This is a genomic window from Halobacillus sp. A5, assembly GCF_024189315.1.
In the GTDB taxonomy this organism is placed as follows: domain Bacteria; phylum Bacillota; class Bacilli; order Bacillales; family Halobacillaceae; genus Halobacillus_A.
This window is the reverse complement of the sequence record NZ_JAIZEO010000001.1, coordinates 1170133-1196219: the sequence shown is the minus strand read 5'-3', so window position 1 is coordinate 1196219 and position 26087 is coordinate 1170133. Positions and strand designations below refer to the sequence as shown.

Below are 26087 nucleotides of genomic sequence, written 5' to 3'. Positions count from 1 at the left end.
TAGTCTCATTTTTGTTAAGATTTGTTGACGATTATACAATGATCTCATTACACTGAATAAGAATTCAAAATTTTACAAAAATGAGAAAAAGGGGAGAGTTTATGTCGATTAAAAAGAAAATTACAGCTACCGCAGCAGCCGGTGCCATCTTTAGTGCAGGCTTTATTGGCCTTACCTCAGAAAAATCGCCGATTTCGATTACGGCTGACGAGAAAAAAGAGTCCAGCATAGAGGTGGACAAGAAATCACCTGAAAACGTGATCGTAATGGTTGGGGATGGCTTAGGAGTCGGTCAGATGGAAATCGCCAGACTGCTTGAGTCAGGTAAAACAGGAGACCTGTATATGGAGTCGTTGGAAAATGTCGGGATGATGCGTACATACTCAGATGATAATTCGGTCACAGATTCAGGTGCAGCAGGGACAGCATTGGCAACAGGAGAAAAAACGTACAACGGGGCGATTGGTGTCGATAGCGAAGGGGAGGAAGTCGACAGCATTCTAGACTTATATCAAAATCAAGGGAAAAAAGTAGGCGTAATCTCAACTAACACTGTAACAGATGCCACTCCGGCTGCCTATACAGCCAGTGTGGCTGACCGAGACGGGCAGGATGAGATTGCCCGTCAGATGCTGGAGCAGCAATATGACGTGTTACTCGGAGGCGGTGCTGATTACTTCAGTCCTGACAGCCAGGATGGCACCGATCTTGTTGAAGAGTTTCAATCCACTGGATATGAGTTCGTTGATAATGAAAGCAGTCTGGAGGAAGCCGGCACACCGGATAAGCTGTTAGGATTATTTAACGATTCGTACATGAGTTATAAAACAGACCGTGATGAACTAAACAGTGAAGAACCTTCTTTAGAAGCTATGACAGATAAAAGCTTAGACGTTTTATCACAGGATGACGACGGATTCTTCCTAATGGTAGAGGGTGCACGTATTGACCATGCCGCGCATGCTGCAGATGCGACAGGAGTATGGGAAGAGACGATGGAGTTTGATCGTACAGTTGAACAGGTCGTAAACTGGGCAGAAGACCGTGATGACACGATGGTGGTAGTATTAGCTGACCATGAAACGATGGGAATGTCCGCTACTGAACCTATGGATATTGAAGGGTTGAAAGATGTTGAAGTATCTCCGGAATATATGGCTCAGGAGCTTGAAATGGATGAAGAAACAGGAACATTCTCTGAAGAAAGTGTGAAGCAGGTCTTCCAGGAATACGCCAATATCGAGATAAGCGACGCTGAAGTGGAAGAGTTCTTATCTCATGTTCAGGATAGTGATGGAGAAGTTTACCCTGCTTACCGAGTCGGCTGGGAAGTAGGTTCTGTAATTGCTGCCCATTACAAAGTCGGAGCGCTTGATACGGAAATCCGTGCAGAAAGCGGAACAGGCGGTCATACAGGCAACATGGTTCCTGTATTTGCTACAGGGGCAGGCAGCGAAGACTTTGAAGGTGTAATGGATAATACAGACATCGTTGAGCTCATTGCGAACTCTGCCAAAGATAATAAAGGCAAGGGGCCAGAGAACAGTAATGGAAAAGGAAAGGAAAAAGGAAAAGGACCAAAATAAATTATATTGCCTATCACCACCTTTTACCTCATAAAAGGTGGTGATTTTTTGTTTTGTAAATGTATGATAATGTTAGTTATATACAATTTTTGCAATACCCACCATGCTTTTATCGTATTAAAGGATTTGAAGTTTCTGATTGGAATAATAGTAAAGGAGATTTTTAGTCGTTAAGTTGAGACCGGTAAGCATAGAAAAAACTGGAGGAGCTGTATATGGAAAATTGGCTGATTACCATTATTAATGAATTGGGTTACATAGGAATACTACTATTAATTGCAGTAGAAAATATTTTTCCACCAATTCCTTCTGAGATTATTTTAACTTTTGGCGGGTTTATGACGACGACGTCAAGTTTAACAATCTTCGGGGTAGTGCTGGCCGCAACCGCGGGGTCAGTGCTGGGAGCCATGGTGTTATATGGTATAGGGAGGCAGTTGGATGTAGAACGGTTGGAAAGAATCGTCGATAAGTGGGGGCATATCCTTCGTCTAACAAAGAAAGACATTTATCGTGCTGATGCGTGGTTTGATAAATATGGACCGTGGACTGTGTTTTTCTGTCGTTTTGTTCCGCTTATTCGAAGCTTGATTTCTATTCCAGCTGGAATGTCCAATATGAATTTTCCTTTGTTCCTGGCGCTTACGACTCTAGGAACATTAATATGGAATGTCGTACTGGTGAGTTTGGGGGCGTCTGTAGGCTCTTCATGGGAAGAGATTGTTTATTTTATGGACGTATATTCGAAAGTGATTTATGCGCTCTTAGGCCTGCTGCTTCTATTCACTTTAGTAAAGTATCTACAAAAGAGAAAAAAGCACAAACGGAGTTGAGATGGCGGGATCAAATTTGAAAGGAATGAAAAAAATCAGAAGATTCATTGGAGGGAGAAGAAGACAAGCCCCACTTGATTGTTGTGAGTCCGATTCTGGCCGTGATTCTTGTTCTTAGTCCGTATTAATTGAACTGGAGGGATAGTTGTGGGGGAGCAAGTTACAAATGGATCATCTATTGTGGTACTGCTTGTTGTACACATGGTGATTAGTATACTTTCGTTTATCGTAGCTAATCAGTATGAGAAATCGATTATAACCGATAAAGTAAACAAATATTTATTTTTTGCGGTAAGCTTGCTATACAGCTGTATTGCCCCTTATTTACTAGTTGGAAGTCTAGTAACTATAAATCCTGTACCCCTGCAATTACGTTTCTGTCTTATTGGAGGAGTAACGGGGTTCTTGTTAACACAAGTTGTAGTATACAGGTGCTTAAACAAAATAGAGGAAGACTAATAAACAGTGTTATAAAATATCAGCCGACTCCTAGTGAAAAAGTCGGCTGATATTATTTAATCAAATAATGGACTGACAGGCTCTTCATTGTGCACGCGCTTTATCGCTTCGCTTATGAGGGGAGCTATAGTCAGCTGCGTCAGTTTGTCCATTTGTTTTTCTTCAGTCAGCGGGATGCTGTTCGTTACGATCAGCTCTTTCACTGAGGAGGCTTTAATTCTCTCGACGGCGGGTCCTGATAATACAGGGTGGGTGCTGCAGGCATACACCTCTTTGGCTCCTCTCTCCAGGAGAGCCTTCGTACCACTTGTGATTCTCGTACCTGTATCCACGATGTCATCCATAAGAATAGCTGTTTTCCCTTCAATATCTCCAACAATGTTAGTTTCACCAGGGAAATCTCTTCTAGGCTCCCGTTTATCAATAATAGCGATCTGAGTTTTTAAGCGGTCCGCCATTTGACGGGCTCTCTTTACACTGCCGTGATCCGGAGATACAACAACGACGTCTTCCAGATTTTTTTCTAAGAAGTATTTCGTAAGTATAGGCATAGAAAGCAGCAGATCAACCGGTATATTAAAGAATCCTTGTACTTGCGGCGCATGAATATCAATCGACATCACTCTGCTGGCCCCTGCTTGTTCGATAAGGTCTGCAACCAGCTTAGCTGTAATCGGCTCTCTAGAGCGGGCTTTACGATCCTGTCGCGCGTAACCATAATAAGGAATGACTACATTGATAGATGCTGCGGAAGCTCGTTTTAATGCATCAATCATAATGAGCAGCTCCATTATGTGATCATTCACGGAATCACTTGTGGATTGAATGACGAACACATCGCACCCACGAACACTTTCTTCAATATTTATCTGTAATTCTCCATCACTAAATTGATTAACTGAGCATTTTCCAAGCTCAATCCCCATGTTCTCCACGATCTCCTCGGCAAGTTCACGGTTGGAATTTAACGAGAAGACCTTTATATTATCGTCAGCTCCTGGAAATGACATGACAGTTCCCCCTTAAGTAAAGCGTCTTAATCATACCTTCTATTATCACAAAAAAGCTACAGAGACACAAGAAACATCCTTGTGAACAATTTTGGTAAACTCTTACATTTGCTGATGGATTGAGAAGGTGTGAAACTAAAACCACACGTATTCGTAGAAGATATAAGAGAAGGGAGAGTTGAGGAATGCGAGCCTTCATGTTTTTTGGAAGTGCTGGATTGTTTATCATCGTTCCTCTATTAGTTAAACTGCTTTCAAGCCGGTCTCAACCTAAAAAGTGTCCTGAACTAAAGTATGACACACACTATCATATAGGCAGTGACGGCTGGGAAGACAGTGATTAACTCATCCAGGAGCTCTTAAGAGCGTTAGTAATTTAATGATTGGGGAGTGACAGAGCTTGTTAAATCAATATAAATTATCACGGAAATATGGGTTAGCTGTTTTTTTTATAATGCTTTGGCTTAGTTTTAATTTATTCGACATATTGAAGGGACCTGTTCATTGGGGTGAAAACACGCTGCGGGTTATTTTTTAAGCAGCTGTCTACGCTTTTTTCAGCTGGGGCTGGAATAGTATAGATTACAAGGCAAGAGGTTCAAAAAGAAGCAGATCATGATTAGTTTAGAAGTCTACATAGAAACGCGGCAAAAATAATAATTTAGTGCACATTAATTATAAGACAAACATATAATGAAAATAAGACAAAATGGCGTGGTTTCCTATTTTAATAAAGGGGCTGCGTCATTTTTAAGTCACCAGAAATGAGAACTACGCCAGTTTGTACATATGAAATTAGTCAATTACACTCTGGGAGAGCAGCAGTTTAAGGTATCGTGCACTCCTCCTGGGCCAATTGAAAGGACTGGCTCTCCTAAGGGGACAGTCCTTTTAATTAGCCAACCTGTTTAACAGATGATCGAGCTGCTGACTGCATTTAACTGTTCTTCTGTCGGTTAATCCATAACGGCTGCCTAATTCAATCATTTCTTTCTTTTTTACTTGAATGTGTTTATCAAGGTCGTATTGATACTTTGATACTTGTATTGGATTTGTCATAAAAATTCTCCTTAAATATTAATTGTACGAACAACGTTTATGATTATCTTAAATTTGTATATACATTTCAATAGATTCGCCAAAAGTTGTCACGGTTTGACAAAGCTTCTAGCGAATCCGCCATCTCTCTCATATTTCGTAAAAATCGTTTGTGACAAGCATTATTATAACGTTTTTTATCACAAAAAGGGATTTTGTGTAATTATTTTTAAATAGTATACAGTTGCTTTCAATGAATATCAGAACTATAAGAATCAACTGTTATAGAGCTGCTTTACATAAAAAATTTTTAGTTGATCAGAAATCGGAGTTGTCGAAGAAGATCGTATCTTTATATAATTGATGCTGCAATAACGGGCACGAAAAGTCGGTCCGATTCATTTCCTGTTTGGTATTCTAAAGTAGGAAGGAAGGGAAGTTGTGTGGATTCGATAAGCAAAGTAAATGAAGCGTTGGAATACATTGAGGAAAACTTAACCGAACACATTGATATTACTAAAGCAGCTAAGCTGGCGGTTTGCTCAGAATATCACTTTAAAAGAATGTTTTCATTTCTAGCAGGGGTTTCGCTTTCAGAGTACATTCGAATCAGAAGGATGACGTGCGCGGCTTTTGAATTAAGTCAAAGCAGGAAGCGCATCATTGATGTGCTGTTAAATATGGTTATCGTTCTGCTGATGCTTTTGCGAGAGCTTTTCAAGACTGGCACGGTATTCCTCCCAGTGAAGCGAGAAATAATGGACAGCTGTTAAAATCTTTTCCACGAATGTCCTTTCAACTATCCATTCAAGGAGGAAATGAAATGAACTATCGTATGGAAGAAAAAGAAGCGTTTCGGATTGTAGGTATTCAGAAAAGAGTTCCGATTATTTTTCACGGGGTGAATCCAGAGATTGCTTCTATGTGGAAGAGTTTGGACGGGGAGACTATTGATGAAATAAAGAAGCTTTCTAATCTTACTCCTTCAGGTTTAATTAGTGCTTCGACCAATTTTTCAGAGGGAAGGATGGAGGAGAAGGGTGAGCTTGATCACTATATTGGAGCAGCAACAACAACGAAAGGGCCGGATTACTTATCGTCTCTTGAGGTACCTGCCTCAAACTGGGCCGTGTTTGCAGCGGAAGGACCTTTTCCTGAGACTTTGCAAAAAGTGTGGGGACGGATATACTCGGAATGGTTTCCAACTTCCCACTATCAGCAGAAAGAAGGACCGGAGATTCTTTGGAACGAGAATAAAGATACAGCTTCTCCTTCATTCAAGAGTGAAATTTGGATTCCTGTTGAGAAGAAGGACTCCCTTCATAAATAATGACGTTCAGACTGCCCCTTTTCACAAATATTAAGTGGAGGGGTTTTTTTTTGAGTTTAATTGTTTGACATCTTAGTACAACCGTTATATAGTAATCAACGTGAAATGTTGCTATAGCAACATCTTTCGTTCATAATATTACTGATGTAGTGGAGGTATTAATTGTATGTCTAACGTATTATTTATTAAAGCTAATTCAAGACCTATAGAGCAGTCCGTAAGTGTTAAGCTGTACCATAAGTTTTTGGAAAACTATAAAGAAACTCATCCCGAAGATGAAATCGAAGAATTAGATTTGTTTGAAGAGAATTTGAGTTACTATGATACAGACAAAATTAATGGAATGTTTAAACAGTCGAAAGGAATGGAACTGACGGCTGAAGAAGATAAAGCGACACAAACGGTTACTCAATATTTAGAGCAGTTTCTTGCTGCAGACAAAGTAGTTTTTGCTTTTCCGCTATGGAACTTTACCATACCTGCTGTTCTTCATACGTATTTTGATTATCTTGCTCAGGCAGGGAAGACTTTTCGTTACACTGAAGAAGGTCCTGTAGGATTGCTACCGGATAAGAAAGTGGTTCTCCTCAACGCAAGAGGCGGGGTTTACTCAGAAGGACCGGCTCAATCTGTGGAAATGGCTGTCAATTATGTAGAGAATATGCTTCGCTTCTGGGGAGTGGAAGACGTTACGACTCTCGTGGTAGAAGGACACAATCAGTTTCCTGGCCAAGCCGAAGAAATTGTTGAAGAAGGTTTGGAAAAAGCAGCGGCAGCAGCAGCTTCCTTTTAATTAACTGGCAGCACTGGAAAGAATTAATAGTAAAAGAATTTATCCTCCTGTGTTACTTTATAAAAGATTAATAATTTAGGAGGTAGATTCAAAGTGTCACAAAAAATGTGGATGGTGGGAATAGCCGCAATTTGTGTTCTGGCTTTTTCCTTTCCAATGCAAAGCTCTGCCCATGCAAAAACGCATACCGTTAAAGAAGGCGAATCGATATATTCTATAGCTGAACAGCTTGGGCTTTCTGCTGATCAAGTGCAGGCGATGAATAACAAATCAAACGGAGAAGTTTTTCCGGGAGAGGAACTAAAACTGCCGGTTGTGCCGACTGATGGCGAGCAGGACCTGTTAAATCGTTTAGTGGAAGCCGAAGCCAAAGGGGAAAGCTATGCTGGTAAAGTGGCTGTAGCCACTGTAGTTCTTAACCGGGTGGAAAGTGACCGTTTCCCTGATTCAATTCATGGTGTCATTCATGACGGCTATCAGTTCTCCCCTGTTTTAAATGGGTCTATTAATGAACCAGCAGGTCAAGAATCTAAAGACGCTGTAGAAGAAGCACTAGATTATCAAGGCTATGATCAAGATTCTATTTTCTTCTATAATCCTGATAAAGCTGACAGCAGTTACTTAAGCAGTCAAGAAGTAACTACAGTAATTGGAAATCACGTATTTTTACGATAAATGATGAAAGGCAGGCTCTCTTAAAATAGAGCCTGCCTTTTTACTTATTTTAATAGCTGCAGCTTTATTACTTTTTCTTTTTCCATAAAAGTTATATAAGGGGTTCTATCTAAAGGGAAATATTGGATTGAAGCAGGGTCCATTCTTAACTGCAGGAATATCTCGTCATTGGAATAGAATTGATTCAGCCGTATAGTGCAGACTTCTTGATCGAAGTTAATATATTGGGCCTTTGTATATCCTGAGTCTTTCATAATTGGAAGTAAATCCAAAGTTAGTCTCCTCAACTTTAGGCGTGACCCCAACTCTAACATGCATCCATTTAATTATCCTACTATAATGATTGACTGCGGCAGTTAAGATAGAAAGGGCGGCCCTTCAGTATTGAAATACCTTATCTATTTACTTTGTCGAAACAGTTTGAAGTTCTTTAACAGCTGGCTGAGGCTTCTCTTTTGATAAGAACCAGCCGCCGGCTCCAATGGAGAGAAGAACAGACCAGAAAATAACTTTCCAGGTCACACTTTTAGCGAAATCTTCAGCCAGGATACCAAGTTCAGGGTGTGCCAGCGTGTATATAGCCAATTTTACTCCTACCCAGGCTACTATAAGGTAAGCAGCTGTTTCAAGACCGGGACGGCGTTCCAGGAGTCCAACAAAGTAACCCGCCGCGAACCTCATGATGACAAGCCCGATGATTCCCCCAAGCAATATAACGATAAAGTGTCCACCATTCAATCCACCTATTTCTGGAAGGTTGGCCGGTGTAAGAGTGACAGCTAAGGCAACAGCAGCTAAAATGGCATCTACAGCAAACGCGATGTCAGCCAGCTCTACTTTAATAACGGTTACCCAGAACCCGGAACCTTTTTTGGTGGTATTTACTTCCTTCAGCTTAGGCTTTAGTACATGTTTCTTGAATAGGTGGTACGCAGCAATACCAAGGAGGTACAATGCTCCAACTGCCTGAACCTGCCATATATGCACGAGATAAGAAATGATAAATAGTGAGCCGAAGCGGAAAACAAATGCTCCGGCAAGACCGTAGAACAAGGCTTTTTTACGCTTATGTTCGGGCAGGTTTTTTACCATTGTGGCAATAACAAGTGCATTATCTGCAGCCAATATACCCTCTAAACCGATAAGAATAAGCAATACCCATCCGTATTCCATTACTAATGAAATGTCCAATTGTTATCTCCTTAAGTAGTTAAATTTTTAAGTGGTAATAAAAAGTTCATCATGGTCAAACGTCTTATAGTTATCTTCAAATACTACCCGGGTTTGCAGTCGATAGCTGGCTCCTTCTGAAGACGGAAGAGCATTTGAAGGAATTTGGTAGTGAAATGGGATTTCTTTACTGTCACTCGGTTTCATCACTTGTGATGTAAGAAGAGTTGTGACAGGCTCGATAAACACCGGTCTGTCTTCAGAATTCGCCATGATTAAATCACATTCTACCCGTTTAATTTCGTATGTCATCCAGCCCCCATCCAATTTGAAGTGGCCTTTTACCCGGTCTCCCGGTTTGAAGGAATAAGAGTGCAGGACTAAATCAACACGCGGTGTACCGATCTTAAGGCAGCTTAATAGCTTATTGATCAATTAATAGATCCTCCTGGTTATAGTTTTTTATGTGAATCGGCAGATAGATTATCTGCTGTGCGTAAGCTTGTGAATGAACGACGAGAGTTCTCGGCGGGTTGTGCACCTCTGCAGTAATAATCGACACCCCGTATAATTTCACAGTGACAAGCAGCGTTAGAACTAAAAGCAATTGTTTAAGCATTATAAAATGAAACTAAATAATGACTGTGATCCTCCTTCTACATACAAAAAACCTTTACCGACGATTCGATAAAGGTATAGAAATTCATATAAATAACCTTTACCGTAATTGGCAAAGGTCTCGCAAACAACGTAAAGTTGCCAGTTAAGCCGGTGATTATTTATCACGTATTGTCGACATAACTGTCAGCTACTCCCCTTTGGAGTATTATAAGCTCATTATAGAGCACAGTTTTTACTCGATAACTGTAATATTATAATAAGGTAATTACTTAAAAGTGTCAATATATATTTTGCTAATTGTTACAATATTTAGGCTTCGTGTGAGTGTTGGTTTGCTAATAAAAAAACCAGCCCTTTCTCAGGACTGATTCAGTACTATTTCCACGCGTACGGAGTCTGCTGATATACATAATAATTAAGCCAGTTGGAAAACATGATATAGGCGTGTGACCGCCAGCGGTTTAACGGTTTTTCATTTGGGTCATTATTTTTATAATAATCAAAAGGGAGGTCGGGTTTCAGTCCTTTATTCCGGTCCCGGTGATATTCATCTCCTAGGGTGGCCGCATCGTATTCTACATGGCCTGTTACCATGACGTGTTTACCATCCTTTGATTGGATGACAAAAGGTCCTGCTTCCTTTGAAGTCGACAGAAGAATTAAATCTTCATTTGCCAGAACTTCTTCCTCCGCTACATCCGTAAAACGAGAATGAGGAGCTTGAAATTCATCATCCCAGCCCCGGACGAGCTGCACATCCGGATGAATCAAATCATGAGAGAATACCCCCATCCGCTTCTGAGCGAGCTTGTATTTATCAATCCCATAGTGGTAATACAAAGCAGCCTGGGCTCCCCAGCAAATATGCATAACGGAAGTTACGTGGGTTTTTGTCCATTCCATTATATTCACCAGCTCGTCCCAATAGTAGACCTGTTCAAATTGGAGCTGTTCTACAGGAGCCCCCGTAATAATCATTCCATCGTAACGCTGGTGTTTAACTTGTTCGAAGCTCTTATAAAACTGTTCCAAGTGGGACTTACTTACATTCTTTGACTCATAGCTTGCTGTATGAAGAAATTCCACATTTACTTGCAAAGGAGAATTACTTAGCAGGCGGAGCAGCTGTGTTTCCGTTCGCTGTTTCTCGGGCATCAGATTTAAAATTAATATGTTTAAAGGGCGAATGTCCTGGGTGACCGCCCTGAGCTCGTCCATGATAAAAATATTTTCATTAGCTAGAATCTCACCAGCCGGCAGGTTCTTGGGTATGTTGATAGGCAATCACAGTTCCTCCTTCGTTCATAGTAATAGTCTTATTATAATTAGGTAAGTTTATTGGTGCAACGGGGTAAAGTGCTGAAATTATGTAATCTAATAGAATATTCAATGTTCTTATCCTATCATAAAGCTCAAAAAGAGAAAAAAGAGAGCAACTGTAATTCAGCAAAATAAAGTAAGAGGACAATGGAAATTGCACAGTATAAAGTAAGAGGACAACGGTAACTGCACTGTATAAAGTATGAGCATTACGCGGTACCAGGTACACAAACGCCTCATGAGATTCATTGAACTTCTTTTGTATTTGTGTACCTGGTACCGCCGCGCAACGGCTGAAAACGGTGGGTCGCAAAGACAACTGCAGTGCAGCAGCCAATAAAAGTTGTTCACTCTGAGCCTTATTGTTTTTAGTTATTTGAGGAATAGTGATAATCAATTTCTTTAATATGATGAATAACCTGGTCACGTCCGTGATAGATGTGCTCATGCATGGCAGCGCGGGCTCTTTCTGTGTCCTGTTGTTCAATAGCTTTTAATATTGTTTTATGAGCATCCAGGGAATGGCGCAGCTGATACTCATCAAACCAGTAAAACGAACGAAAAATTAGAGGTACGACGACAACTTTTGAAATGTGGGAATGGATGTGCTGATTTTGTGATGCTTTAATGACTGCATCGTGGAAGCTGTGATTAATATCCAATATATGTTCAATTGTAGTTTCTCCTGTTTTGAAATAAGTAGTGATGGCTTCTTCATACAAGAGATTGGCTTCGCGCATTTCATTAAGGTTTTTATCCTGGCGGTGGATGGCGGCCTGGGCCGCAGCATACCCCTCTAACAATGTGCGTAAATCATAGATCTGCTCAATATCTTCTTTTGTAAAATGACGTACAGTGACCCCTCGTTTCATAGAAACAATAAGCCCTTCAGATTCCAGCTTCCTTAGTGCCTCTCGAACGGGGGTGCGGCTCATGTTAAATTCATTTGCTAAGTATTCTTCAGTCAATCGCATTTTTGGAGGATATTCTCCATGTAAAATTGCTCTTTTAATTGATTCATATGCACTCATAATTCAAACTCCCCTCCGTTAAATTGTATCCACAAATGGTAAAGAACATCAAATTTAGTATAACTTTGTATACAAAAGAAGTAAAAAACCGCTGATTTTAAATAAATTTTCGAAGTATTATTGAAGTATTGTATACAAAGTGTTATTATCATACCAAGATTTCAGAAATTTTAGATATTATTATGTGATTCTTCTCTCTTACTTGAAGTAAAGGGAGTAAATTTTCGCTTTTTGATAAAGCGCTTTCATAAAGGTGGAATGATAAGTTATGCAAAGCTTAGATGGTGTAAAGGTACTTGAGATGGGCAGCTTGATTGCCGGACCGTTTGCAGGAAGGTTAATGGCTGAATTTGGGGCTGATGTTATTAAGGTTGAGCCTCCCGGGAAAGGTGATCCCCTTAGAGATTGGAGACACGTATACGACGGAACATCCTTATGGTGGAGACTGCAGGCAAGAAATAAAAAATCGATCACCGTTAATTTGAAAAGTAAGGAAGGTCAGGAGTTAGTTAAAGAACTGGTGGGGCAATGTGACATCGTTATTGAAAACTTCCGGCCGGGTACGCTGGAGAAATGGAATTTGGGATATGAGGATTTAAAGGAAATCAATCCAGGCATCATCATGGTTCGAGTATCAGGTTACGGACAGACGGGGCCTTACCGTAACAAACCTGGATTCGGCAGTATTGGTGAATCAATGGGAGGATTGAGGCATATAACTGGTCACCCCGATCTTCCGCCGACACGTGTCGGAGTCAGCCTTGGCGATTCATTAGCTGCTATGTATTCCGTAATTGGGGCAATGATGGCTTTATATCATAGAGATGTGCACGGAACCGGGCAAGGTCAGGTAGTAGATGTAGCTTTATATGAAGCCGTGTTTAGTTTGCTGGAAGGTTCGCTTCCTGAGTTTGACAAAATGGGAGCTGTAAGGGAGAGAACGGGGTCCTCCCTCCCAGGGATTGCTCCGTCTAATACCTACCAGTGTAAGGATGGGAAGTACATTGTCGTTGGTGGAAACGGAGATGCCATTTTTAAAAGGTTAATGGAGGCGATCGGTCATCCTGAATTTGCAGAGGATGAACGGTTCCAAACAAATAGCGGACGAGCGCAGCATGCGGATTTGTTAGACGAGACAATTGAAAGCTGGACGAAAACGGTGCATTTTGATAATGCCCTCCAAATCCTGGATGAAGCTAATGTGCCGGCTGGTCCTATCTATAGTATAGAAGACATTGTTAAAGACCCTCATTATTTAAGCAGGGAAATGATTCAAAATTTTAAACTTAACGCTGAGGAGGAACTGAAGATTCCCGGCATCGTTCCAAAAATGAGTGAAACGCCGGGAGATACAAAATGGCTGGGACCTGAGCTTGGACAGCATACGGATGAAGTTATGAAGGACTGGCTCACCTATGATGATGATAAAGTACAGCAGCTTAGAGAAAAAGGAATTATTTAGAAGGGGGTGGAGAAGTGAACCGAATCTATATTCAGGAGGTAGCTGCGAGAGATGGACTTCAAATAGAAGATCAATTTGTACCGACGGAAGATAAAGTGAAGCTCATTAATAAATTGAGTGAAACCGGACTTGATAAGATTGAAGTTACGTCCTTTGTATCTCCTAAAGCAGTTCCGAATCTTAGAGATGCTGAAGAGGTTATGACTCAAATTGATCGTCATCCCGGGGTAACGTATACAACACTGATCCCCAATGTAAAAGGGGCCGAACGAGCACTAGCCTGCCAAGCCGATGAGGTGAATTTGGTAGCATCCGTAAGTGATACCCACAATATGAAGAATGTAAGGCGTACGACAGATGAGTCTTTTACGAACTTTGAACAAATTTCTTCATATTTAAAAGGATCGAAAATTCAAATCAATGGCACGCTTGCGACGACTTTTGGCTGTCCTTTTGAAGGAGAAATTGATGAACACCGGGTAATGACGTTAATTGACCGGTATATAAACATTGGTGCAGCAGGCGTAACGCTGGCGGACACAACAGGTATGGCTACGCCCAAACAGGTATATGAACTATGCCGGAAAGTCCGCCGGCAATGGCCGGATCTCCCGATTACACTCCATTTTCATAATACACGCGGGATGGGGCTGGCTAACGTGATGGAAGGAATTCGCGCAGGAATCGATCGTTATGATGCCTCGCTTGGCGGGTTAGGAGGCTGCCCTTTTGCTCCTGGAGCTACAGGGAATATTTGTACAGAAGATTTAGTTCATATGCTTTCTTTCATGGATTACGAATTGAATGTGGACCTTGACCAATTAATAGCAGTGTCCAAAGATTTCGAGCAGCAATTGGGTCGTGAAGTCCCGGGTCAGGTAATGAAAGCCGGTAAAATATCCGACTTGTTTCCTGTCGATTAAATAAATTAGTCCTAAATATAAAGGAGGTTTCTACTATGAATAAAGCAACAAAAGAACCGATTAAAAACGTTAAGGTATGGATAATATTAGGGGTTCTGTTTGCTATGATCAACCCCTGGTATTTTCCGCAAAGCTTCGAAGAAATTTTAATCTACGGTATTCCATTATGGGCGGTTGTGATTATTATCGCTTCTCTGCTGCTGTCTGCGTATCTCTCTTATGTATTAAAATATCACTGGGTCATTGAAGAGGAACAGGAAGAAGCTGAAACGAAAGGAGAGAAATAGGGTATGGATATGGAATTAGCATTTTCAGGCTGGTCAGGAATCCTCATTTTAGTAATTTACGGTTTTATTATGCTTGGTGTGGGCATCGTCACTTATTTGCGCAATAAAGGAATACACCAGAGCCTGGAGGAATACTACCTCGGCGGCCGTGGTCTGGGTGTGATGGTGTTATTTTTCACTTTCTTTGCCACACAGTACAGCGGGAATACCGTAGTCGGCTATCCGCCTTCCGCCTACAGGCAAGGGTTCGAATATCTAGTATCTGTTCCATTTTTCATCATGATTATTGTCGCTTATTTGCTGTTTGCCCCAAGACTTTACTCGATGGGTAAAAAGTACAAGCTCGTTACGCCGGCTCAGTGGTTTGAAAAACGTTTCAAGTCTAAAGCTGTCACAATACTGGCTTCTTTTCTAATGCTTTACGGGCTTGGTAATTACCTGCTGGAGCAGTTAGTGGCGATTGGACAGGGTGTGGATGGTCTTACGGGGGGGACAGTGCCGTACCAGGTTGGAGTGATCTTTTTCGTTGTCATTATGATTATTTACGGCTGGCTCGGAGGCATGCGTTCTGTGGCGTATACAGATACGATGCAGGGAATTGCATTACTGCTAGGAGTTTTCATGCTGCTGATTGGGTCAATTGTTTACTTTGGCGGGCTGCCGACTTCTGCTGATTACATGCAGGCGTATTCTCCGGAAAAGTTAGGGATTCCAGAAGGTCCCGGTCTCGTCAATTGGTTTGGTATGCTCGTATTAATTGGTATAGGAGCTGCCGTTTATCCTCACGCCATTCAACGGATTTTTGCTGCGAAAAGCGAGCGTGCTTTAAAGCAGTCCTTCAGCCGTATGGCATGGATGCCCTTTTTGACTGCAGGGGTGGTATTCATCATTGGAATTATCGGGATCAACGCTTACCCTGATTTATCTACAGGTGAGTCAGAGCAGCTTGTAGGTATGATGGCAAGCGCCATAGCGAATCAGAACGCTCTCTTTTACTGGGCAATGATTTTATTGTTCGGCGGGGTAATCGCTGCCATAGTTTCCACAGCCGACTCGGTATTATTAACCTTTTCTTCTATTGTCTCAAACGACCTTTACGGAAGTTATATTAATCCAGAGGCATCTGAACAAAAAAAGCTGCTCGTTGGAAAATTAGTAGGTGTAGCAGCAGTTGGAATCCTCGTATGGGTAGCCTGGTATCCACCGGGAACGCTCTACCAGATATTTGTATTGAAATTTGAACTGCTTATTCAAATCGCACCCGCACTTATTCTAGGACTTTATTGGAACCGTCTTCATACTAAAGCTGTATTTGCAGGCATGCTGACGGGTACGATTGCAGCCTCGGTCATGACGCTTGCCGGTATCTCTTTTCTTGGATTGGCGAACGGGTTATGGGGGCTTCTCCTTAATCTAATCATTTGTGTAGTCGGCAGTATGGTTATGAGTGTGTCCGTGATGGAAGAAAAAGAAGCAAAGCAGGTTATAGGGATGTAATAAAAAAATATGATATAGTGCTAACAAAGTAGTTTTTAGAAAAGAGATGAATTGGGATGAGAATCTCTCACCTGGAATCAGCTTCTCAAGATTTGTACAGACCGTGGAGAATGCTCCTTTGGCTGTTGGTTGCTCAGGTTATGGTAGCATTTATAGGAAGAAGCTTAGGTCCTCTTGGCGTTCTTATTGAAGAAGATCTTTATTTAACGAAAGCACAAGTCGGACTGCTGCCGTCTGCTCTATTTTTAGGGCAGGCGCTTGCTTCGATTCCTACAGGTTTTTTGGCTGACCGTGTTGGGTCAAGACCTTTGCTGCTTATGCTTTCGACCTGCCTTGGCACAAGTTTTATCATCATGACGTTCCTCGAGGCTTTTTGGCTCGTATTGCTTCTTATAGTTATAGGGGGCATCGGCTATGGAGGGATGCATCCGACAACGAATCGGGGGATTGTGTATTGGCATTCCCAACGCCAGCGGGGTACGGCTATGGGCATAAAGCAGATGGGAATTACGTTTGGATCTGCGCTTTCCGCCATTTTATTACTGCCTCTTGCTGAAGATTATGGGTGGAGGATTGTTGTCCTTATCGCAAGTATTGGATTAATTGCCGCCGGGTTTTTGGCATATTTTCTATACAGAGATCCACTAGTTGAAGCGAAGAAAACAAAGGATACGAGCTCAACCTCCTCTACATGGTCATCTATAGCAGCAATGGCGAAAAATAAACCATTGCTCCTGATCAGCTTTAGCGCGATGGGGATTAACGGATCTCAAATGTGCCTTAATACGTATCTTGTCTTATTTACATATGAACAGATAGGCATCAGCCTGGTACTGGCTGGTATTTTACTTGTCATCTCGGAGGTAGGCGGATCTGTTGGACGTATCGGCTGGGGAGTGATTAGTGACCGTCTATTTGGCGGTCAGCGGCTCACCGTGATGACCATTATCGTAATTATCACTCTTACTGCCAGCATTGTCGTTGCTTTTCTTCCAGCAGGTACACCGTTTCAATGGCTGGTCCCGTTGTTCTTTGTGTTTGGTTTTTCAGTTTCTGGATTCAATGGAATCTGGATGAACTTAGCATCTGAGCTTGTTCCTAAAGAACAGGCCGGACTGTCCAGTGGATTCAGTATTACATTGGGATCATTAGGGGTCATTCTGCTTCCGCCCTTATTCGGTTTAATTGTAGATCAAACGGCAGGCTATATGTTTGGCTGGTTAATGATATCCGGCATTATGGTCTTCGTCATGCTTTTATTAGGTCAGTTATTTAAAATGAAGAAAGAACAGCAGTATGCTCGTTCTACTTAATGGAGGAGTTTGGAAATGATGAAATTTGATCCTTTGGAGCTGCAGACAGACCAAGTGTATAAGCTTCTCTCCGGCTCTGTCGTACCAAGACCTATCGCCTGGGTTTCTTCTATTTCTAAAGAAGGTATTCTAAATCTGGCTCCCTATAGCTTTTTCACAGTTGCCTCAAGAAAGCCGCCCATGCTCTGTATTTCTATCGGACCAGGGGTGGGCGAGAGAAGCGGAACTGTGAAGGATACTTTGGAAAATATAAGAGCCACCGGAGAATTTGTAATCAATATATCCTCCGCCTCCTTAGGAAATGAAGTGCAAAAGACTTCAGAAAATTATTCGAGCGAGGTTGACGAATTTGAAGCGGCCGGACTTACTCCTATTCCAGGCGAGCTTGTCAAACCGATGCGTATTAAAGAAGCACCGATTCAAATGGAATGTAAATTAAATCAAATTATAAAGCTTGGAACGGATCATTTAGTGATCGGAGAAATGGTGATGTTCCACATTCAGGAACAAGTTTATAAAGCAGAGTACAAGGTGGATTTAGAACAACTGCGCCCGCTCGCGCGTCTTGCTAATAAATTCAGCGAAATAGAACACATCTACTCGCTGCCTGACCAAGAAAAAAAATAAGCACTTCCTATGCAATGTAGTTCAGGGCTGATTTTGAAGCCCTGAACCTTTTCTTTTTTTAAAAGACACATACAAATGAACTTAATTTACGCAGGCTGTATATGAACTGGTATATACTAAGGTTACTATAAACTATCGTGCCGACTTCTCGGAGTTCCTTGATACGGCAGCTGAAGGTGGACTTGAAGCTGAACAGAAAGCAGAAGGTCTGCAAATGCATGTAAATCAGCTGATAGGAGCTTTTGACAATTACCGGCTTTTTTCAAGGTCTTATAAATTCCGAGTTGGGCTGTAAAATCAGATAGTTAAAGAATGAATAGACCACCTCACTGGACTAAAGACCATTGAAGCCAGCCGGTCTTTTTTTACATAGGAGTTGTGAGGTTACCCATTATGGATAGCGATTATCTAAATGATTGTACCAGACCATTCATTAAGAAATAATGATAGAATACATAACAGGATGATAGAATGAAAATGGACAAAAATGGTACGATGAACTTAATATTTAGATTATTTTAACAAAGTTTCACTATCTTTTAACATGGTTAAGGAATACTCTTAAACGGGAATGAGTACGATGAGAAAGTGATTCATTTCACAAATCGTTATCATCGATATACTGAACAGGAGGGATTTCCTTTGTATATTAAAGGTGTGAAAAATCTTCAATTCTACAGTCAGCTTTCATTAAAGCAGGTGGAAGACAGGGTGCTGATTACGGCTGATTTTCCTAAAGAGTTAAAGGTTGAATATGATCTGGATGATCCTTTTTTGTATGTTACTTTATATGTGCGTGGAGGGGAAAGAATTAAGATAATTGATGAAGGTAAGGTCAGAGTTCATAGTTTAGCTAAGAAGGATTTTGACTCGAAAACGTATGCTGGGATTGTTCAATTTGCGAGACAGCATGCGGCTCAGTTTAAAGATAAAGATAAAAGAAGCAGTGGATAGGAGAGAACGAAATGATCGTTGAACATGAACAAGGATTACTGCTTATGAGAGGTGATCAATTAGGAGAACGAAACTGGCGCAGTGATGACTGCTATAAGCTGATTTTCTCCCCTTTTGGAACAGGAATCTATCAGACACCCTTCGGAGATGTTGCCATCGGCCAGGGTTCTTTTTTCATATTTAACCCGGCAGATGAACATAAACAGGTTTACGCTTCCGTGGAAAAGCTTCTTATAGAAGTGAAGCCCTCTTTAGTTAAGGAAGCAGCGGAACAACTGGGCATCCATGGGCATGCCCCTGAATTTTCTAAGGTTGCTTACCGTCATCCTCAGCTTCAACAGTGGATCACATTTGTAAGGGAATATTTTCTCGAACAAAGGTCAGATCAGCTGATCACTGTCCAGTTTCTTGACCACTGTATAGCTCAGCTGGCAATACTGATGGTGCAATATGGTACGGGGTCACACACGACCTCGTTTCCTTCCTTTCATAACGGGGGCCCGGCGACAAGGGTAATGGATGCACTGAAGCAGAGCTACACAGAAGAATGGACTCTTGCACAAATGGCGGAAGCTGCAGGAGTCGGTAAATTTCAGTTTGCCCACCTTTTTAAAGAAGAGACGGGGATCTCTCCTTATTCGTGGCTGCAGCTGTATCGGTTATTTCGCAGCCAGCACGCCCTCCTGCATACAAAACGGCCGGTTCTGTCTATTGCCCTTGACTGCGGATTTACAAGTGCTGCGTCATACAATCTGTTATTTAAAAAAATTTATCAAAAAACGCCGACCGAATTTCGCCGTATCTACGGTATAAATTAGCAGGCTGATCATACTAACAAGTACCATCACACTGCCGCTTCCAATCATTAAATACTGAATAGACAGGAAGGAAGCAAGCGTACCATAAACCGCTAAAGAAATCGTATTGGCTAAATAAAGCAGGACAGCATTGAGGCTGAATGCCCGACCCATTTTTTCCTCAGGTATAAGACTCTGCAGAATATAGATCCGGGTCAGCCCGGCTAACGGCAGTCCGATTCCGACAATCGCACAGCCGATAAAAAAATGAGGGACATTAAAAAATATTCCGTAGTAAAATATTCCTGTTCCCCATATAAGTGCACCGATCAAGTAGTGGCTGAAGGTAAGCTTCTTAAAGAACAAAGGGAGAACAGTGTTTGTCAGGATAACGACACCTCCAAAGACACCTTGAAGCATACTATACAGCTCCTCGCTTCTTCCGCTCATCTCAGCTAATGCAAGCAGGAGTCCAACTTCCCAGACCCACGTATTAAAAAACACAGTGATAAACGTGAACAGAAACAAACGGCGGATAACGGGCTGAGTCCTGGTCCAGTCGGCGAATTCCTTTATCGCCTCAACCATTCCTGTTAGAGATTTTTGGACGGCATGCTCTTTTTCTTTGATAGTAACTTGGTAAAGAAATAATGCGCTGGTCACATAGGTTAAAGCATCCACTGTAAAAAAATGAACCGCCCCATACGTATTCAGGAGCCAGATAGAAACTACCGGACTCAGGATGGTAATCCCTCTGGTTAAGGAATCGTACAGGCTGTTCACACTTATTCGCTCATTCTCATCCGTAATCAGAGGCAGGACTGAACGGTGAGCAGGATTGAAAAAGCAGCCTATGCTCTGCAGTAAGAAGCTTGCAGTAAGCAAGTAAGTAAAAGTGAGCCACCCGATTGAGGATAATACTACGACCGAGAGAACAATTGGCACACGGATGATATCCAGCTGAATCAGCCATTTCTTTTTTTGCATCCAATCAGCTGTGACTCCTCCTATTAATCCAAACAATAAATAAGGGACTGTTTCGGCTGCAGCCATGACTGTCGTAAGCAGATTTGAACCGGTTAAATCGTAAGCCAGGAACAAAAATGCCATACCAGTAAGGGCATCTCCTAACCGGGAGATACACCCGGCTAGTACATAAAATCGGATATTTTTATTCTTCCATAACGGTTTACACAATGGCGGTCACCTCTCTTTCATCGTAAAAGAAACCAGAGGAGCCGTCTTTTCGATTCTTGCTGAAAATCAAAGCAATTTATCCTCACACAGCTTACTCCCCAATCAGGACTCAGCCGCATATGATGAGGGTGGGAGGAGATCGTCATGTATTATGGGTATTATTATCCCTGCAGATACTGCTGCCCACAGTATTGGCCCTTTCGGCCGTATGAGGAAGTGGATCCAGCATTGTTAACAGAGTCAGCTGCAGAATCAAAGAAGCTGATGAAGGATGCCAGTAAAGTACTGGATAAGATAGCGGAATCTGAAGAATTTGATGCGCAGTTAATGCAGGCTGCCCAAATTTCAGATGATGAAGAAGTAGAACGTCTGATTAAATCAATCGGCGTGACATCGCGTCTCGAGATTCATTATAATCCAGATAGTGTAAGGCTGGAATTTAGTTCCTCCATTGAAGAAATAGACTGCTGTAAATTAGAGATAGCGCTGAGGTGGAGACGCTGAAGGAAGAAAAGAGTGTCAGTTTCAACTGAAACGGCACTCTTTTTGTTTAGTTAAGAGGCAGGGGCTTAGCGTATTAAAAATCTTTTTATAAAATACAACACCTGACTGCCTCCTCATTTCGATTATAGTAGTAAACATGGTGAAATGAGGAAAAGTAAATGGAAATTGAACAAATTCGAAGCTTACAAACCTTTAGCAGTGTCAAAGAGATGGACGAACATGTCCGCTCCTTTCTTTTCAAAATGAAAGCCGCGTTATCCGAGGGCACATTGAAAGTACTAAAGTTTATCTGGCGTCACTCTGTGAAATATAGAGGGGTATCCTTCGCTAAAATAGAAACGATTGAGAAACATACGAACATCAGTCGGCGGACCGTAATTCGTTCGATTAACCGTCTTGAGAAGGAGAAGCTCTTAGAACGTGTGGAGACGACGAAAGCAAATGGAAAGCGAGGTGCGAATATACTAGTTATTCTCCATCAGGAGGATCTTTTTTTACCGGACGATGTCACCCCAGCTGTCACCCCACATGACACGGTAGCCCCCTCTTCTAAACCCTCATCAGAACAACCCTCAAAGGCTGAAAATAATTCCGAAGCAGTGAATAAGCAAAGTGAAAGCTCTTCTAGTAAGTCTGTACTCCTCGACTACACTTACCTTCCTTCATTTATTCCTAAACCTTTCGTCATAACGACGCAGCCATTTTTAAATCCATCGGAGATTTTAACTGCCTGGAGAACAGTAGAAAGTGCTTATAAGCAATGGAATATGCGCGACCCGTTAGAGTGGTATATTGAACCGGTGACAGAAGTATTTAAGCAGGCGGTGTTTGCTCAGAAGCATGGCATGATTCAAACAACGTTTATGGGGTATTATTTTGGTGGATTAAAGAATCGTTTTATGCAAATGGTCCGCAGAGAGACCCTGGAAAACCCAAAGACGATTCATTATGACTGGTTAAATGAGTGAACTAGATTTCATAAGGATGAAATAGTTAGAAAAGTGAAACAAATTTAAGCTTTCATTCGTATGTAGATTAGTAAGCTGTTAAGATAGGATTTTCCTATGTTCTGTATCGTATAAAGAAATGCTTCGGAATTTTGAAAATTGGTCGTCGAATAATATGGAGGAAGGTGATCCATGATGACTGCCCTGTGGGTATTATCAGCTGTTATTGGAGTTTGTTTCCTGCCTGTGTTCATCGGAATGATTTTTAATCGATTAGGTTTTAAAAGCGGTCCTATTGACGGTGATGACATGGAAAGAGCAAAGCATGAATCGAATGCTCAAATGAATGCAAGGTCTTCCATTGCCGGAGAGCAGATGAAGAATAACAGTTATTTTGGATGACCATGAAAGTACGTACAAAGTATGATAGTAATTTGAGGAACTGTGTGGATAGTTGGAAGCCTAAATTAGCTGGATAGAGAGGGGGAGCAGCCATCAAAATATAAAAAACCTGGCTGAACTTGTTACCAGGTCAGCCAGGTATCCTATGAATTAAAATTCATCCAGTACGTTTTCTAATTCCTGCTTTTTCTTATCGATTTGTTCAATAGCGTGCGTAATATTACGTTTAAAGATATTGATAATGCTTTGCCCGTAAGTGGTGCCAGGTACGGCCCACCTGCCGTTAAGCTGAGTCCACGTTGGCGCAATTCCACGCGTCACGAGGTCAAATCTTGGATCAATCTTTTCAAATTGTTCAGGAATATCTTCTGTTGACGAGTATGCGTATAAATGCTGAATGTGGGCGTGCACACCGTCACGCGGCGTAGCAAAGCGGCTGCCTTTATTATCTGGGCCTGTAGCTCCAATGCCGGCGTAATTATTTTGATCTGCATCTACCACACCCGTAAACCTGAAATAATCCGTCTCATGAATGGCCTGGGCAAAAGCCACATCGGCACGAATGCCGTACGCTTTTCCGTAACGTACATAATGGGCACCTAACTTTGGCGCTTTTGGATTTACAGTACGGGCGAACTCATCAAGCTGGTGGGCGAGCATGTGTGTGCTGCCTTCTATGGTAAAGCGCTCCTCTGGGGTTGCGGGCGGAACGGGGTCTGATTCCTCATTGTCTGTAATAATAAAGGCGTCGCTGATTCCGGCATTTTTAAGCCGTTCAACTTGTTCTTCGGCCCTCGCACGCTCGGAAAAAGCTCCAGCCTGGACGCGGTAATACGTTTCTCCAGAGATTGATGCTGTGCGGATAAATGAATCAATGTTACGGCGTGAAAGCTCCTGCACCCGTTGTTCGGCATTATCCCGACTCTTAAATGATCCGGCAATGACCCGGTAAAGGGTATCAGGCTGCGCTTTTCTTGGCAGATTTAAGGCTTCGGCTGTTCCTTGAGCAATTGCGATTGACACTTCCTCAATAAATGCCGGGTTTCTCAGTTTAGCTACATCGCTTGCATTATCAACAAACAGGACTTCCAGCAGTAATGCCGGCATTCTTGTTTCTCTCAGTACATGAAAATTGGCCCGCTTCTTGCCACGGTCTCTAATGTTATATTTCGACTGGACGGCACTCATGATTCTGTCATGAATTGCGTTTTGATAAGTTCGTGTAGGTGCTGAAACGGTCCCGTTAAAAATATAGCTCTCAAATCCCTGACCGCCGGCTGCGTTGTTGTGGATTGATAAGAAAAAGTCTGCGTTTTCGTTATTGGCAAGACGTGAACGGGCATCCAAAGATAAGGTTACATCACTTGTGCGAGTCATCACAATCTCAGCTTCATAGTTTTGCTGCAAATGGCTTTGAACCTTTAAAGCGATTGATAAATTGAAGTTTTTTTCTAGATTTCCTTGATATGAAGCACCTGAATCTGTACCGCCGTGACCTGCGTCTATGACGATTTTCTTCATATTATTAGCCTCCTTTAAAAGACTACTTTATTCTATGGGTGATTGATAGAGCTGGTGTGGACAACTGCAGAGGATGAGAGCGCGATTATAGCATCATATTTAAAGAAAAACTATGATAATAGGTCTGACTCAGTTATTATTTGTGGTGAGGGTTTAGATACGTCGATATCATTTTCAGGAAAAGGGTTTTGAATCAGACTTTTACTGAAGGAAAACAGCACTGCTTAGATGCTGAAAGCATCTGGCTTGATTAGTTATTTTGTTCTTTATTGATATATGTGTTTCGTACTGAGGAAATAGTTTATTCACTGGAATCATTCGGGAGGTGAGGAAATGGAAATATTCTATCAAATGTTCGTCTGGCCGGTTGTGATCACTATACTGCTCGTTCATTTAGCTTTGCTGCTGTTAAAGAAGAAGCGGGCAGTTCTGATCTTCTCCAATATATTAATGGGTGCAGGAGCAGCAATTGTCATTTTGGGTCTGTTTTCATTTGTTACCCTCGGAGTTTATGGCGTGGTGGTAGTATTACTTGGGATGATCTTCCACGTCCATGCTAAAGATCGTATGAATGTAGAAGGGAAGGAGGGGAATCGTGGTAACGTTTAGTCACATTTACAGAGGGGCAGAAATTATTGCAGCCACCGAGCTGTTTGAACACTTTCATAACCCTTATATCCTCCAGAGGTATGATAGTAATTTTCTTCAGTTTAAGAGAATGCCAGAGTTAAGTGAATTTACAGGAGCTTATGAATACTTACATAACTTTCATTTTGAACGCGGTCTGCATCATGTGAAATTCTGCTTTCCTCAAAATGAAAAGCCCGGGGAAGAGCTTTGTCAATTCTTTAAACAATTTGAAATGAGCACAGGGAGTTTAGAGCTTTATCAGATTCAACCTGAGCAATTTCCCGAAGCAGTTCCTCATAATGATATACAAGTGGAAACAGTGAACAGCCTGAATTTCCCCGTATTTTCAGATCTCCATTATCATCAGGATCTGGAATTTGGGGCAGCGTTTGCAAAGCAGAAGGTTGAATTTAACAAGAAACTGTTTAGAGATCCTGATATTGAGATGGTGCTCGCTTATTATAAGGGGATACCAGCCGGGTCAGTAACTGCCATTCGTAAAAAGGGAATCGTTGAGATCGATCATTTAGTTGTTGAGGATCATCTTCAGAGGAAAGGGATAGGCACACGCCTGCAGCAGCACGTGATGAAGCAGTTTCCCGACAGTACAATTATTCTCGTAGCGGACGGTAATGATTCAGTTAGAGATATGTACCGGAAACAAAATTATCAGTTCAAAGGATTTCAAGTTGAAGCTCAGAAGATTGATTGAAAGCCAGGCGTACCTGCCTGGCTTTTTTGGTGTGGATGTTATTGAGGGAATGGATGTGGAATGTCCTTCTCCAGTTACTTCACATACGACGTACCGACGATAATTAATAGAATAAACAATACGACAATCAGAGCAAATCCTTTATAACCATAGCCTCCGTAAGGACCGCCACCGAATCCACCTGCTCCGTAATAGTTTCCGTAATAACTCACAACATCACCCCCTTAATTCTAATACTCTACTCTATGATACTGCGGCTTAATATGGAAGGGCGTTCGACTCTTTTGTTTTCCAGAAAAAACGCTTTTCCATATTAATTTCATATGGTTCCTATACGTAAACCACATAGTAATCGGCAGACACCTTATCACTACGACGATCACTGCATCTAACACGGCTTCAAATTTAGCGCGTAAAAGCAATATCACTTTAAATAACATTCTTGAGA

30 protein-coding genes and 1 pseudogene are annotated in these 26087 nt (G+C 41.7%); 20 read left to right on the top strand and 11 right to left on the bottom strand.

The window, feature by feature from the left end:
• The first annotated feature begins 101 nt into the window (after positions 1-101).
• The 3 genes from LF822_RS06305 (at position 102) to LF822_RS06295 (ending at position 2878) form a co-directional block, all read left to right on the top strand.
• Positions 102-1586: an alkaline phosphatase gene (locus LF822_RS06305; RefSeq protein WP_253923077.1), complete on the top strand. Its 1485-nt coding sequence runs from the start codon at positions 102-104 to the stop codon at positions 1584-1586.
• A 215-nt stretch (positions 1587-1801) separates the two neighbouring features.
• Complete coding sequence (locus tag LF822_RS06300) at positions 1802-2419, top strand: DedA family protein (protein ID WP_253923076.1); 618 nt, start codon at positions 1802-1804, stop codon at positions 2417-2419.
• Between the two features lie 147 nt (positions 2420-2566).
• Positions 2567-2878: a hypothetical protein gene (locus LF822_RS06295; RefSeq protein WP_253923075.1), complete on the top strand. Its 312-nt coding sequence runs from the start codon at positions 2567-2569 to the stop codon at positions 2876-2878.
• A gap of 56 nt (positions 2879-2934) precedes the next feature.
• Here LF822_RS06295 and LF822_RS06290 read toward each other — a convergent pair whose 3' ends face one another.
• The gene (locus tag LF822_RS06290; RefSeq protein WP_253923074.1) at positions 2935-3888 is read right to left on the bottom strand and encodes a ribose-phosphate diphosphokinase; all 954 of its coding nucleotides are present in this window, start codon (positions 3886-3888) and stop codon (positions 2935-2937) included.
• A gap of 185 nt (positions 3889-4073) precedes the next feature.
• Between LF822_RS06290 and LF822_RS06285 the strand changes: the two genes are divergently transcribed.
• Positions 4074-4232 (top strand): hypothetical protein, encoded by a 159-nt coding sequence (locus tag LF822_RS06285; RefSeq protein WP_253923073.1) that lies wholly within the window; start codon positions 4074-4076, stop codon positions 4230-4232.
• Between the two features lie 547 nt (positions 4233-4779).
• Here LF822_RS06285 and LF822_RS06280 read toward each other — a convergent pair.
• On the bottom strand, positions 4780-4947 hold the full coding sequence (locus LF822_RS06280; RefSeq protein ID WP_253923072.1) for an aspartyl-phosphate phosphatase Spo0E family protein: 168 nt from the start codon (positions 4945-4947) through the stop codon (positions 4780-4782).
• A 422-nt stretch (positions 4948-5369) separates the two neighbouring features.
• Between LF822_RS06280 and LF822_RS06275 the strand changes: the two are divergent.
• The 3 genes and pseudogenes from LF822_RS06275 (at position 5370) to LF822_RS06265 (ending at position 7724) form a co-directional block, all read left to right on the top strand.
• Positions 5370-6256, top strand: a pseudogene (locus LF822_RS06275) (AraC family transcriptional regulator).
• Between the two features lie 166 nt (positions 6257-6422).
• On the top strand, positions 6423-7049 hold the full coding sequence (locus tag LF822_RS06270; RefSeq protein WP_253923071.1) for an FMN-dependent NADH-azoreductase: 627 nt from the start codon (positions 6423-6425) through the stop codon (positions 7047-7049).
• Positions 7050-7142: 93 nt separating this feature from the next.
• Positions 7143-7724, top strand: coding sequence for a cell wall hydrolase (locus LF822_RS06265; protein ID WP_253923070.1), 582 nt, complete (start codon positions 7143-7145; stop codon positions 7722-7724).
• 44 nt (positions 7725-7768) lie between these two features.
• Here LF822_RS06265 and LF822_RS06260 read toward each other — a convergent pair whose 3' ends face one another.
• The 6 genes from LF822_RS06260 to LF822_RS06235 all read right to left on the bottom strand — a co-directional run bounded on the left by LF822_RS06260 (position 7769) and on the right by LF822_RS06235 (position 11866).
• Positions 7769-7996 (bottom strand): hypothetical protein, encoded by a 228-nt coding sequence (locus LF822_RS06260; protein ID WP_253923069.1) that lies wholly within the window; start codon positions 7994-7996, stop codon positions 7769-7771.
• 130 nt (positions 7997-8126) lie between these two features.
• Positions 8127-8915 carry a TerC family protein gene (locus tag LF822_RS06255; protein ID WP_253923068.1) on the bottom strand — a complete coding sequence of 263 codons (789 nt, stop codon included), beginning with the start codon at positions 8913-8915 and terminating at the stop codon, positions 8127-8129.
• A 27-nt stretch (positions 8916-8942) separates the two neighbouring features.
• On the bottom strand, positions 8943-9329 hold the full coding sequence (locus tag LF822_RS06250) for a sporulation protein (RefSeq protein WP_253923067.1): 387 nt from the start codon (positions 9327-9329) through the stop codon (positions 8943-8945).
• A complete protein-coding gene (locus tag LF822_RS06245) occupies positions 9319-9513 on the bottom strand; it encodes a hypothetical protein (protein WP_253923066.1) in 195 nt (64 codons plus the stop codon). Before LF822_RS06245 ends, LF822_RS06250 begins: the two co-directional genes overlap by 11 nt.
• Positions 9514-9890: 377 nt before the next feature.
• Positions 9891-10799: a homoserine O-acetyltransferase MetA gene (gene metA, locus LF822_RS06240; protein WP_253923065.1), complete on the bottom strand. Its 909-nt coding sequence runs from the start codon at positions 10797-10799 to the stop codon at positions 9891-9893.
• A 404-nt stretch (positions 10800-11203) separates the two neighbouring features.
• Positions 11204-11866: a GntR family transcriptional regulator gene (locus LF822_RS06235; protein WP_253923064.1), complete on the bottom strand. Its 663-nt coding sequence runs from the start codon at positions 11864-11866 to the stop codon at positions 11204-11206.
• 268 nt (positions 11867-12134) lie between these two features.
• Between LF822_RS06235 and LF822_RS06230 the strand changes: the two genes are divergently transcribed.
• From LF822_RS06230 to LF822_RS06195, 8 genes are all read left to right on the top strand, one after another.
• The gene (locus LF822_RS06230) at positions 12135-13328 is read left to right on the top strand and encodes a CaiB/BaiF CoA transferase family protein (RefSeq protein ID WP_253923063.1); all 1194 of its coding nucleotides are present in this window, start codon (positions 12135-12137) and stop codon (positions 13326-13328) included.
• Between the two features lie 14 nt (positions 13329-13342).
• On the top strand, positions 13343-14251 hold the full coding sequence (locus LF822_RS06225; RefSeq protein WP_253923062.1) for a hydroxymethylglutaryl-CoA lyase: 909 nt from the start codon (positions 13343-13345) through the stop codon (positions 14249-14251).
• A gap of 35 nt (positions 14252-14286) precedes the next feature.
• Positions 14287-14538 (top strand): hypothetical protein, encoded by a 252-nt coding sequence (locus tag LF822_RS06220; RefSeq protein WP_253923061.1) that lies wholly within the window; start codon positions 14287-14289, stop codon positions 14536-14538.
• 3 nt (positions 14539-14541) lie between these two features.
• Entirely contained in the window at positions 14542-16035 is a 1494-nt protein-coding gene (locus LF822_RS06215) for a sodium:solute symporter family protein (protein ID WP_253923060.1), read from the top strand.
• Between the two features lie 56 nt (positions 16036-16091).
• Positions 16092-17348, top strand: a complete 1257-nt coding sequence (locus LF822_RS06210; protein WP_253923059.1) for an MFS transporter — start codon at positions 16092-16094, stop codon at positions 17346-17348.
• 15 nt (positions 17349-17363) lie between these two features.
• Positions 17364-17975, top strand: a complete 612-nt coding sequence (locus LF822_RS06205) for a flavin reductase family protein (protein ID WP_371925836.1) — start codon at positions 17364-17366, stop codon at positions 17973-17975.
• A 642-nt stretch (positions 17976-18617) separates the two neighbouring features.
• Positions 18618-18929 (top strand): hypothetical protein, encoded by a 312-nt coding sequence (locus LF822_RS06200; RefSeq protein ID WP_253923058.1) that lies wholly within the window; start codon positions 18618-18620, stop codon positions 18927-18929.
• An 11-nt stretch (positions 18930-18940) separates the two neighbouring features.
• Complete coding sequence (locus LF822_RS06195) at positions 18941-19747, top strand: AraC family transcriptional regulator (protein ID WP_253923057.1); 807 nt, start codon at positions 18941-18943, stop codon at positions 19745-19747.
• Here the strand turns inward: LF822_RS06195 and LF822_RS06190 are convergent.
• The gene (locus LF822_RS06190; RefSeq protein WP_253923056.1) at positions 19685-20923 is read right to left on the bottom strand and encodes an MFS transporter; all 1239 of its coding nucleotides are present in this window, start codon (positions 20921-20923) and stop codon (positions 19685-19687) included. The two genes, LF822_RS06195 and LF822_RS06190, sit on opposite strands and share 63 nt — an antisense overlap.
• Before the next feature lie 144 nt (positions 20924-21067).
• Here LF822_RS06190 and LF822_RS06185 point away from each other — a divergent pair, with 144 nt between their 5' ends.
• From LF822_RS06185 to LF822_RS06175, 3 genes are all read left to right on the top strand, one after another.
• The gene (locus LF822_RS06185; RefSeq protein WP_253923055.1) at positions 21068-21427 is read left to right on the top strand and encodes a YuzC family spore coat inner layer protein; all 360 of its coding nucleotides are present in this window, start codon (positions 21068-21070) and stop codon (positions 21425-21427) included.
• Positions 21428-21585: 158 nt separating this feature from the next.
• Positions 21586-22395, top strand: a complete 810-nt coding sequence (locus tag LF822_RS06180) for a helix-turn-helix domain-containing protein (RefSeq protein WP_253923054.1) — start codon at positions 21586-21588, stop codon at positions 22393-22395.
• 171 nt (positions 22396-22566) lie between these two features.
• On the top strand, positions 22567-22776 hold the full coding sequence (locus LF822_RS06175; RefSeq protein ID WP_253923053.1) for a hypothetical protein: 210 nt from the start codon (positions 22567-22569) through the stop codon (positions 22774-22776).
• A gap of 150 nt (positions 22777-22926) precedes the next feature.
• Here the strand turns inward: LF822_RS06175 and LF822_RS06170 are convergent, their stop codons facing one another.
• The gene (locus tag LF822_RS06170) at positions 22927-24297 is read right to left on the bottom strand and encodes an N-acetylmuramoyl-L-alanine amidase (RefSeq protein WP_253923052.1); all 1371 of its coding nucleotides are present in this window, start codon (positions 24295-24297) and stop codon (positions 22927-22929) included.
• A 333-nt stretch (positions 24298-24630) separates the two neighbouring features.
• Here LF822_RS06170 and LF822_RS06165 point away from each other — a divergent pair, with 333 nt between their 5' ends.
• Both LF822_RS06165 and LF822_RS06160 read left to right on the top strand, forming a co-directional pair.
• Positions 24631-24906, top strand: a complete 276-nt coding sequence (locus LF822_RS06165) for a hypothetical protein (protein ID WP_253923051.1) — start codon at positions 24631-24633, stop codon at positions 24904-24906.
• Positions 24893-25639, top strand: a complete 747-nt coding sequence (locus LF822_RS06160) for a GNAT family N-acetyltransferase (protein ID WP_253923050.1) — start codon at positions 24893-24895, stop codon at positions 25637-25639. The genes LF822_RS06165 and LF822_RS06160 overlap by 14 nt, the downstream gene beginning before the upstream one ends.
• Positions 25640-25713: 74 nt before the next feature.
• Here the strand turns inward: LF822_RS06160 and LF822_RS06155 are convergent, their stop codons facing one another.
• Positions 25714-25851 (bottom strand): YjcZ family sporulation protein, encoded by a 138-nt coding sequence (locus tag LF822_RS06155; protein ID WP_253923049.1) that lies wholly within the window; start codon positions 25849-25851, stop codon positions 25714-25716.
• Between the last annotated feature and the right edge of the window lie 236 nt (positions 25852-26087).